We start from the raw sequence: 10797 nt of genomic DNA, 5'->3' as shown, positions 1-10797 counted from the left end.
ACCAGACACTTAATGCTAGCTTGCGTTAAGTGTCTGGTTTCTTTGTTGGAAATCAAAAAAAGAAAATAGCTAATAAGCTCCGTCTATCATTGACATAGAGCGGTTAAAAGGGTACTATTTTAGAAGTAAGATGCACCGCGTATCTTCTTTTTTTATTTGATAAAATCAAGAAGGGAGCGGCTGTAAATCAATGGAGTTATAGAATGGAGGAGCGAAATGAAAGAAAAAATGTCCGTCAAGACAATTGTAGCAATTGGAATTGGCTCTGCAGTTTTTGTTATTTTAGGTCGATTCGTTGTAATTCCAACTGGGATTCCTAATACGAACTTAGAAACGTCGTATCCATTTCTTGCTTTAATGTCAGTTGTTTTTGGACCAGTAGCTGGAGGGCTAATTGGTTTGATCGGTCACACGTTAAAAGATTTTACCACGTATGGTAGCGCTTGGTGGAGCTGGATTATTTGTTCAGGAATTATTGGTATTATTTTTGGCTTCGCTGGTCGTAAAATGGATCTTCAACATGGTGAATTTACAACAAATGACATGGTGCGTTTCAATATTTTCCAAGCCTTTGGCAATATCGTCGTTTGGGGCTTAATCGCGCCTAGTTTGGATATTTTGATTTATAGTGAACCCGCAAGTAAAGTATTTACACAAGGCGTATTCGCGACTGTTTCAAATATTGTCGCTGTGGGGATTATTGGAACATTGTTGATGAAAGCTTATGCATCAACAAGAACAAAGAAAGGCAGTTTATCGAAAGATTAAGAAACTGTCGAAATAATTTAAATGGTTAAGGGTCTGCCCTAGTAATTACTTTGCTAATGCTCAGACCCTTTCTTTTATGGAGAAACTGAGGTGAGGCCGAATGAAAAAACCAATCATTACTTTTAATAATTTTTCCTTTCAATATCATAGCCAATCTGAACCGACATTAAAGGGGATTCAATTAACCATCTATGAAGGAGAAAAGGTTTTAATCGTTGGGCCTAGTGGTAGTGGCAAATCAACATTGGCGCAATGTATCAACGGGTTAATTCCCAATATTTATGAAGGTGAGATTCAAGGAACAGCTACGGTTGCTGGTAAAAATATCCAAGAAACAAGTCTATTTGATTTGTCTTTTGATGTAGGAACTGTTTTGCAAGATACCGATGGGCAGTTTATCGGTTTAACGGTTGCTGAGGATATTGCTTTTGCTTTAGAAAACGATGCAGTTGAACAAGCAGAAATGAAAAAAGCGGTCCACAAATGGTCCGAGATTGTTGAGCTGAATCAGTTATTGCAACACCGTCCACAAGATTTGTCAGGTGGTCAAAAACAACGTGTATCTATGGCGGGCGTTCTAATTAACCAATCAAAAATTTTACTTTTTGATGAACCTTTGGCTAATCTTGACCCACGAGCGGGACAAGAAACAATGACTTTGATTGACACCATTCAACAAGAAACAAAAGCGACTGTTTTAATAATAGAACATCGCTTAGAGGACGTTCTTTGCGAATCAGTTGATCGAATTATTGTCATGAATGAGGGCGTAATTATTTCTGATACAACGCCAGATGAATTGTTACGTCAAGATACGTTGACCCAACAAGGGATTCGTGAACCTTTGTACGTTACAGCCATGAAATATGCTGGGATTGATTTAACACAAGTTAGTCATTTAGACAAATTAGCCGAAGTATCAGGCGAAACAGTTTTGTCCAAAATGACACAGTGGTCTGTCCAACCTAGTTCAGTTAGTGCAGTCAAAGGAGCTGAACTATTACGTTTGGAACAAGTGTCCTATCAATATGATCGTCACGGTGAAAAAGTGTTAGATGACTTCTCAGTAACTATTCATCATGGAGAAATGATCAGCATTGTAGGAAAAAATGGTGCCGGGAAGTCTACACTTTCTAAAATAATTTGCGGGTTCATCACGCCTCAATCGGGCAAGATTTTATGGGAGGGACAGGATTTTTCCAATTATTCAATCAAAGAACGTGCAGATAAAATTGGTTATGTGATGCAAAACCCCAATCAAATGATTTCTAAAAAAATGATTTTTGAAGAAGTAGCTTTAGGATTAGTTTTACGAGATGTGCCACAAGCAGAAATTGAGGAACGTGTGACGAATATTTTACATATTTGTGGGCTGTATCCCTTCCGGAACTGGCCGATTTCCGCATTGAGTTTTGGGCAGAAAAAACGGGTAACTATTGCATCGATCTTAGTTTTAGAACCTGAATTATTAATTTTAGATGAACCAACAGCTGGGCAAGATTTTAAACATTATACAGAAATGATGACATTTTTAGAAGAATTGAACCGCTTAGGTGTGACTATTTTAATGATCACTCACGATATGCATTTAATGTTGGAATATACAACACGTGCGTTAGTAGTTTGTGATGGACGTTTACTAGCAGATGCGACTCCAGTTGCTGTTTTAACAGATGAAAAATTAATTCAAGCGGCTTCTTTAAAAGAAACGAGCTTGTTTTCCTTTGCTAAAGCGTTAGGCTTGGAAAATCCCTTGCTATTTACGGAAAAATTTGTTGCTTACGATCGTGAGGTGCGTTTTGGATGAGTGAACGACAAATGTTAGGCTATCATCCTGATTCAACCTGGATTCATCGCTTAAACGGCACAAGCAAATTAGTCTTTTTAATCGTTGTCTCTGTGGCTTGTATGACCACGTATGATACTCGTTATCTGTTAGGAATGTCTGTGGTTTCGCTTGTTTTGTTAAAATTATCAAATATTAAATGGCATCAAATATCTTTTGTTATTAAATTTATTGCTATTTTTTCTTTGTTAAATATCTTAACGGTTTACCTTTTTGCACCTGAATATGGGGTTGATTTATATCAATCACGTACCGTGATTTGGGAAGGAATCGGACGGTTTACTTTGACACAAGAAGAATTATTTTATGAATTTAATTTAGTTTTAAAATATTTCTGTACGATTCCGTTGGCATTAATCTTTTTATTAACAACAAATCCTAGTGAATTTGCCTCCAGCTTGAATCGAATTGGTGTGAGTTATCGGATTAGTTATGCAGTAGCGCTGGCTATTCGTTATATTCCCGATATCCAAGAAGATTTTTTTAATATTTCTTTAGCACAACAAGCGCGAGGCTATGAGATGTCTAAAAAGGGACGGTTAGGCCAACGAATCAAAGGCGTAGCACAAATCGTTTTACCCTTAATCCTATCTAGTTTAGATCGAATTGAAACTGTGAGTACCGCTATGGAATTAAGGCGTTTTGGTCAAAAGAAAAATCGAACGTGGTATGCGCAACAACCTTTTCATCTGCGTGATTTTTCGGTAATGATACTTGCCTTATGCTTATTAGGAATCAGTTTCTGGTTGTTCCATGTGAATGGTGGCCGGTTTTATAATCCATTCCAATAAATAACAAATTGATAAGGTTCTATAAATAGAACGGATATTTTTTTATTATTAAGAATCTAGTACTTTCTCTTACTATGAGTGTACTAGATTCTTTTTTTGCAACTTTAAAGAACTAGACCAATTTTTGGTTTTTAGATTTTTGTTGACAAGTACCTACTTTTAATTGTATGATTATTTATGTTTCTACGGAATATATTTACAAAGGAGGTATATAGACCAATATCGGATAGCGCCAGACCTGAACGTTCAGGTGACGAGGAGAGAGCTTATCGAAGATTCGGCGGGTGGCTCTAGGGACTGCACTCTACAGATAACAAAGAAAAACTAATTGTGAAGTTAGAACAAAGCGGTTATCACGCAGGTAGAAACATATAATGGGATTTGCTAGTTAAACAGGACCTAGTAAATACAGAATTTCAATTGGAAAGTAGGAATTAGCATTATGTGTGGAATTGTCGGAATGATTGGAAAAGAAAATGTCACGGAAAGTTTGATTCAAGGATTAACAAAATTGGAATATAGAGGTTATGATTCTGCTGGGATTTGTGTGAATGATCAAAGCCAACAGTCCCATGTAGTTAAGGCAGTTGGAGGCATTGCCGATTTAGCAGCAAAATTAACGCCAGAAATCGATGGAACAGTTGGTATTGGTCATACTCGTTGGGCCACTCATGGCGAACCAACTGTCGCCAATGCACATCCCCATGTTTCAAGCGATCAACGCTTTGCATTAGTGCATAATGGTGTCATTGAAAACTTTGAAGAATTAAAAGAACAATTTTTAAGTGGTGCTCACTTAATTGGTGATACAGATACTGAAATCGTCGTTCAATTAATTGCTCATTTTGCTGAAAATGGTTTTTCAACAAAAGATGCTTTTAAAGCGGCTTTAGCCGAAATTAAAGGTTCATACGCTTTTGCATTAATGGATAAAATGGACCCCAATACTATCTACGTAGCGAAAAATAAAAGCCCGTTACTTATCGGTCTAGGTGAAGGCTTTAATGTTATTTGTAGTGATGCGATGGCGATGATTAAAGAAACCAATCAATTTGTTGAGATTGTTGATGGTGAAATTGTAACTGTTACAGCGGACAAAGTAGTAATCGAAACGCCAGAAGGACAAGTAATCAACCGAGAACCTTTTGAAGCGCAATTAGATTTAAATGACATTGAAAAAGGAACATATCCGTTTTATATGCTCAAAGAAATTGATGAACAACCTGCAGTGATGCGCAAAATTGTTCAAGCGTATACTCAAGGTGAAAAAGTGACTTTAGATGAGGCGTTACTTGAAAAAATTAATCAATGTGACCGAATTTACATTATTGCTTGTGGGACAAGTTATAATGCAGGTTGGGTCGGAAAATCTTTAATTGAAACGATTGCCAGTATTCCTGTGGAAGTTCATTTATCAAGCGAATTTGGCTACAACATGCCTATTTTATCTGAAAAACCGTTCTTCATTTTCTTAAGTCAAAGTGGTGAAACGGCAGATAGCCGCCAAGTACTTGTACAGGTTAATGAATTAGGGCATCCATCACTTACATTAACAAATGTTGCTGGCTCAACATTATCACGTGAAGCGGACGATACCTTGTTATTACACGCAGGACCAGAAATTGCTGTTGCTTCCACCAAAGCTTATACTGCTCAAATCGCTGTCTTAGCTATTTTAGCAAAAGCAATTGGTGAAGAACGCCAAACATTAGCGGCCGTCTCATTTGATGTGGCTCACGAATTGAGCGTGGTAGCAGCTGTCATGGAAACCTTGATTGATGAAAAACAACAAATGAAAGCCTTGGTGGAAGATTATCTGACGTATACTCGAAATGCCTTCTATATCGGGCGAGGAGTCGACTATTATGTGTCGATGGAAGCGGCCTTGAAGTTGAAAGAAATTTCCTACATTCAAGCAGAAGGCTTTGCGGCAGGTGAATTGAAGCATGGAACGATTGCCTTAATTGAAGAAGGAACACCTGTGATTGGGATTGTGACAGATGCCAAAGTCGCAGCCCATACAAGAGGCAATTTAAAGGAAGTCGAAAGTCGTGGAGCAAGAAATATTGTGATTGCTTTGGAATCCTTGGCAAAACCACAGGACCAACTGATTATTCCAGATGTTCATCCGTTACTTTCTGCCTTAGTTAGCATTGTTCCAGGCCAATTATTAGCGTACTATGCAACCTTACAAAGAGGCTACGATGTTGATAAACCAAGGAACTTAGCCAAAAGTGTAACTGTTGAGTAAATCAAGAACCTGAGAGAAAGATGTTCAACAGGTTTTCATAAGTTTTAATATCTGAGACAAAAATCTAAAGTGATTCTTGTCTCAGATATTTTTTATAAAAGAAAGATATTCAGTCAAAAATGAAAGATTCCAAAGAAATTCTTTTTTTCCGTTGAAAACTGTTTGCATTTTAGCAAAATTAGATATAATTAATAAGAACCGAAAAATAAGAATTAGCCAGTGAGGTAACTTTGTTTGAAAGAAAGCAAAAAGTAGGTTAAGCTGAAAAGTGCTAATTTATTTAACAAAAAAAGATTGTGAGTTGTTTGATATGGATCAGTTTAGTACATTAACTGAACAAGAATTTACTACCTTTGCAATGACACATCCTGCAGGTAACTTTTTAGAAACACCCGAAATGAAACATTTATTGGAACGACGTGGCTGGCATTGTGAATACGTTGGCGTCAAACGAGAAGGCCAACTAATTGCTGCGTGTATCCTAAGCAAGAAAAAAGTCAAAATTGGTTATGCTTTCGACATTGACGGCGGAATTTTGATGGATTATACAGATAAAAAATGTGTAGAAGCCTTTTTCACAGGCTTAAAAAAATATGTGAAAAAAAATGATGGCCTTTATTTAACCTTTACTCCAAATAAACAAATTTGTTTACGTGATTTTAATGGCGGTGAAGTTGAAAAGGTCAATCAAGAAACATTTGACTATTTCACATCAATTGGTTTTGAACACCAAGGATTTGATGTGCACAATTTTGATGGCGCGCCACGTTGGCTGTTTGTCAAAGATATGGCTGGATTAACAGAAGAAGAGCTTTGGAAATCTTATGGAAAAGATGCTAAATATGACATCAAGAAAACATGGGAATATGGCGTAACAACCCGAGAACTTCGTTACGAAGAGTTACCTCTCTTTAAGAAATTAACGGAAGAAACAAGTGCACGGCGTAATTTTGAAGATAAGGATTTAGCTTATTACCAAGCTGTTTATGAAGAGTTTGGCGAACGAGCGAAATTTATGGTGGCGGAACTAAACTTTGCTACTTATTTAGAAAATCTTCATGAGAAATTACGCAAATTACAAGAGACGCTCAACGAAGTCAATGAAGCGTTAATTGCCAATCCTAAAAGCCGTAAAAAAAATAACCAGAAACGTGAATTTGAAGATGAAGTTCGTACCGTGCGCAAACGGATTGACGAGGCTAAAGAAATGAAAACATCAGATGAACCTGAAATTTTAGCAGGTGCCTTATTCATTGTTCATCCACAAGAAGTTGTTTACTTGTTTAGTGGTACGTATGAAAAATATAAACAATACTATGCACCGTATTTAATTCAACATAAAATGTTAACTTACACAGTAGAAAATAACATTCCCAAATATAATTTTTATGGCGTTGACGGTGTCTTTGATGGAAGTGATGGGGTTCTTAAATTCAAACAATCCTTTGGCGGTCATGTCGAAGAATTAATGGGCAATTTCCAATGGAAAGCCAAACCAATGAAATATGCCTTATATCACGCATTAAAAACAATTAAAGAAAAAGTCTAAAATTAAAACCCAATCCTTAAAAAGGAATGGCAAAGTGAGGCGTTTAAATGGAAAATCAAGTTGAGGTTATGACGTATGCACAGTTAAAAGAAATTATGCAGGCGTTAGAAGCAAACGAAGCGATTACAGAAGATACAAAGGTCTTTATTGATACAGGCTGGGATAGCGTGCAAGAAGTAGCACCAGATGCAGTCAGTATTGAAAAAGTTGCTAAATTCACAGTAGCAGATGTTTTAACAAACGAAAGTTTTGCTGGGTATAGTTTAGAGGAAAAGGCGGAGAAGATGAACGCTGAGGGCGACCTAGAAACGGCAATTATTATTCGTAATCTTTACTAAAAAAGTCCGTTTGAATAGTTAAAATCGAGGTCGGGACAGAACCGTTTAGCTCCGAGCAACGCGTAGTGTTGGTTCTGTTCCCGCCGGTTATCAGGTTTTGAGCCTGGAGCAAAAATCCAAAGTGATTTTTGTCCCAGGCTCATCTGCTTTAAACAAGAAATAAAGGAGGTTAGATATGAGTACCATTCATGAATTTCCCAAAAACTATGAACGTTTTATTGCACAAGGAGAAGAAGCACTTGTAGAACATAATCAGATCGCCGCTTTAGAAAATTTTCAACAAGCCTATCAGCTACAACAAACGCCGCCAGTAAACCAAAAAATTGTCCAATTATTGTTGGAAATGGGTGAAGCTGACGAAGCACTAGCATTGGCAGAAGCGTTCCAAGAGTCTTATTTTGAGAACCTTGAAACAGCGGCAATTTATATGCAAATTTATAGTCAAAGTCGTCGCTTTATTGAAGGGTATATTTTATTGAAGCAATTACTTCAAACTAAAAAAATAACGCTAGCACAACAAAAAACGTTAGAACAGCAATTAATGCAAGTGGAAGAGGCGTATCAACAATTAGAAACGCAGCAAATTCAAGCAATTAAAAGGAACTTGTTAGTAAGCGATCAATTGCCCGTTTATCAACAATTAGCGAACATTAAAACCAGTTTATATTTGCCTAAACCAGTATTTGTGGAAGTCGCAAAAGATTTAGTTATGAACCAAGCACTTAGTTATTTTGCTCGGGAATGGTTCATTGAAGAATTAGCACTGTTGCAATTTTCAGAACCACTGACTTTTCTTTGGTATGACAATCAGCCTCAGACAGTCTTACTAGAAGGAAAAACTGGACCGTTAAATACGCCAATCTATTCCGAAATTTATACTGAACTTAGGAATCGTTTAGAAAATGATGATCCAATTATGCTGCAGCATTTGGAAGAAGAAATTCGGTTGCATCTTGCCTATTTGTATCCATTAGCAGAGAAGGTTATTTCAGATCCAACTATCTGGGTCTTGGGTTATTTGGCAACCTACTATCCTGAATATATTGAAAAAGAATTGACTGAAGCAAAAGGTCATCAAATCGATGCTGTTCAAAAAGTTCAACAGGCGATACGAACGGCTTTTACACAAATAATGCTTTAAAAAATGGCACGTCCTAAAAACGAGGACGTGCCATTTTTTCGGTTTCAGAAATTTGCTGAATCTGCTCTAATTGCTTTTCTTGACTGATTATTGCGGATAATAGAAAAAAGCAAGACAGAAATAAGTAAAAAGGATTCCTTGAATCAAGCAAATCACAACGAACAATGGCGTTGCTCCTGGAAAAGAATCAGAAATCCGTGTAATTAAAAATTCAACTAACCATAAAATCATTGAAAATAAAAATAATTTTTTCTGATGAGTTCTCATAGTCCGCAACAACCTTTCTGGTGATTTTCACTTCTCTATCATAACATAGAAAACGAACTGTTTTTTCTCAAAAATTTTGTTACTTCATAAGAAAAATGGGAAATAAACAAGTTTCAGGAAGTACTAGCTTTACCCGAAAAGAATACTTAATCCATCTTAATCAAACCATACAGTCACGTTTATTGCAAAAGAAGTGTTTTTGGATGGAACAAATTATTTCATAAATACAAATATTTCTTTGTTGTTTGTATAAATGTCATAAAAGTGATTACTTACTACTTTTTGATTTTTAGACATATCCGTATCGGTCAGTGGTGCCATCTCTACTCCTAAATTCGATGAAGTATTGAACCAAACGTAATTAGGGAAATATAGACCGTCATTTGGTGGCACGATTTTTGAAAGAATTGGGTAGTTTCGACTTGTATTAGCATAAACAGTTGAATTTTTGAAAAACGTATTTAAATAAACTTTTTTTCGTTCGTTTGTTACAACATTTTTTAAATCATCTGTTAAAACAGCTGCTTGGCGATTGAATGCTTCTTTTTGATAGTTTAATGTGGAAGAATACACCAAAACAAACGATAAAATATAATAAGATAACAAGCTGGCCACAAGTAACGAAGTTAGATAAATTGCTTTCACTTGTCGATTGTTAAATAAACTTAACATGCTGATTGTAACAAAAACAGCAAATCCGTAAATATAGCGAGGCGCATCACCAGCGATATTTCTTGAATAGACAATAAAAATACCAAAACTTAAGAGAGAAGCAAGTCCTAAATACAAGATACAATAAAGGAAACTTAAGCCCAAGTTGATTTTGCTATTTGATAGATGACTAATAAAAAATAAAACAAGCAGTAGGAGCAGTAATAAAAGCCATAAACGATTACTCTGGTTCAATAGCTCTGAAAAATAATGGTAACTATTTTGATAAGCCACACTGGGAATATCGTGGAAACTTGGTAAGGCCTGACTGCCCCCAATGTTGTTTGTTGCGGAAGGTACAAATTTTAACTCGATAAGGTAGCTGACTATAGAAAGTAGATAAGCGATAGCAGCAAGTGCGACTTTTTTACAAAGAGCAATGAAATTTTCTCCAGCAAGTAACTGCTTGAAAGTAAGGAATAAGACGATAACTATATAAATTCCTGACGAGGCTTGGTAAGTATTAAACATAACAAACAGTGAAAAGACAGAAACCAAGAAAAACGTAAAAGAATTACGCTGCCACCAATAAAAAGGAAGAAACGAACAAAAAATACTCAATGCCATATAGGGACTATCAAACCTGAAACTAAGACATTGGAGGAACCAAGGATTGAGGCCAATTAAAGTAGCTACTAAAGAGGAACCCCAGCTAATTTTTTGGTCATTGATGATATAAATTGCCAGTATGCTTGTGAGAGATAAGATAAGACCTGTTAGAATCGGTGTGGTCAAGCCCAGATCTGTCAAATGACGACTTCCTTGAACAAACCATGAGAGAAATTCACTGCCCCAACGTGCGTAAGTCGTACCAAAATCTGTCATTCCAGCGACTTGGCGAGCATTATCATCTAAGTAAGGGAAATTGATAATGCCGATGGATAAAACTGCCACTTGATAAATTAAAATGATCAATAGAAGATAGGCTTTATTTTCAATACACCAATTCTTTAAATCAAATTTTTTTGATTCTGTAGGTAATTGTTTCATCATTGTACTCCACTCCAATAATTATTTAACAATTAAAATATACCATAACGAGTGGAATGAAGAAATTGCTTTTGTTATTTTCTCATCTTGACAGAACACTAAGGGTAGGCAAAACAAAAAAATCCCAACTCTTTATTAAAGAGTT

The 10797-nt window shown here is 36.2% G+C and carries 9 protein-coding genes; 7 read left to right on the top strand and 2 right to left on the bottom strand.

What is annotated here, in order from left to right:
- Positions 1 to 216: 216 nt before the first annotated feature.
- From IGJ04_RS03280 to IGJ04_RS03250, 7 genes are all read left to right on the top strand, one after another.
- Entirely contained in the window at positions 217 to 768 is a 552-nt protein-coding gene (locus IGJ04_RS03280; protein ID WP_002356937.1) for an ECF-type riboflavin transporter substrate-binding protein, read from the top strand.
- A gap of 100 nt (positions 769 to 868) precedes the next feature.
- Positions 869 to 2575 carry an ABC transporter ATP-binding protein gene (locus IGJ04_RS03275; protein WP_438839895.1) on the top strand — a complete coding sequence of 569 codons (1707 nt, stop codon included), beginning with the start codon at positions 869 to 871 and terminating at the stop codon, positions 2573 to 2575.
- Positions 2572 to 3405, top strand: coding sequence for an energy-coupling factor transporter transmembrane component T family protein (locus IGJ04_RS03270; protein WP_002356939.1), 834 nt, complete (start codon positions 2572 to 2574; stop codon positions 3403 to 3405). Before IGJ04_RS03275 ends, IGJ04_RS03270 begins: the two co-directional genes overlap by 4 nt.
- A gap of 442 nt (positions 3406 to 3847) precedes the next feature.
- On the top strand, positions 3848 to 5656 hold the full coding sequence (gene glmS / locus IGJ04_RS03265) for a glutamine--fructose-6-phosphate transaminase (isomerizing) (RefSeq protein WP_438839894.1): 1809 nt from the start codon (positions 3848 to 3850) through the stop codon (positions 5654 to 5656).
- Between the two features lie 310 nt (positions 5657 to 5966).
- Positions 5967 to 7205, top strand: coding sequence for an aminoacyltransferase (locus tag IGJ04_RS03260; RefSeq protein ID WP_002362084.1), 1239 nt, complete (start codon positions 5967 to 5969; stop codon positions 7203 to 7205).
- Between the two features lie 47 nt (positions 7206 to 7252).
- Complete coding sequence (locus IGJ04_RS03255; RefSeq protein ID WP_002359936.1) at positions 7253 to 7543, top strand: hypothetical protein; 291 nt, start codon at positions 7253 to 7255, stop codon at positions 7541 to 7543.
- 175 nt (positions 7544 to 7718) lie between these two features.
- A complete protein-coding gene (locus IGJ04_RS03250; RefSeq protein WP_438839893.1) occupies positions 7719 to 8684 on the top strand; it encodes a hypothetical protein in 966 nt (321 codons plus the stop codon).
- A gap of 87 nt (positions 8685 to 8771) precedes the next feature.
- Here IGJ04_RS03250 and IGJ04_RS03245 read toward each other — a convergent pair whose 3' ends face one another.
- Complete coding sequence (locus tag IGJ04_RS03245) at positions 8772 to 8951, bottom strand: hypothetical protein (protein WP_002384325.1); 180 nt, start codon at positions 8949 to 8951, stop codon at positions 8772 to 8774.
- Between the two features lie 213 nt (positions 8952 to 9164).
- Positions 9165 to 10655 carry a glucosyltransferase domain-containing protein gene (locus IGJ04_RS03240; protein ID WP_002398603.1) on the bottom strand — a complete coding sequence of 497 codons (1491 nt, stop codon included), beginning with the start codon at positions 10653 to 10655 and terminating at the stop codon, positions 9165 to 9167.
- Between the last annotated feature and the right edge of the window lie 142 nt (positions 10656 to 10797).

It is taken from the genome of Enterococcus sp. AZ050 (genome assembly GCF_051715085.1).
Classification (GTDB): domain Bacteria; phylum Bacillota; class Bacilli; order Lactobacillales; family Enterococcaceae; genus Enterococcus; species Enterococcus faecalis.
This window is presented reverse-complemented; position numbering and strand designations above follow the sequence as displayed.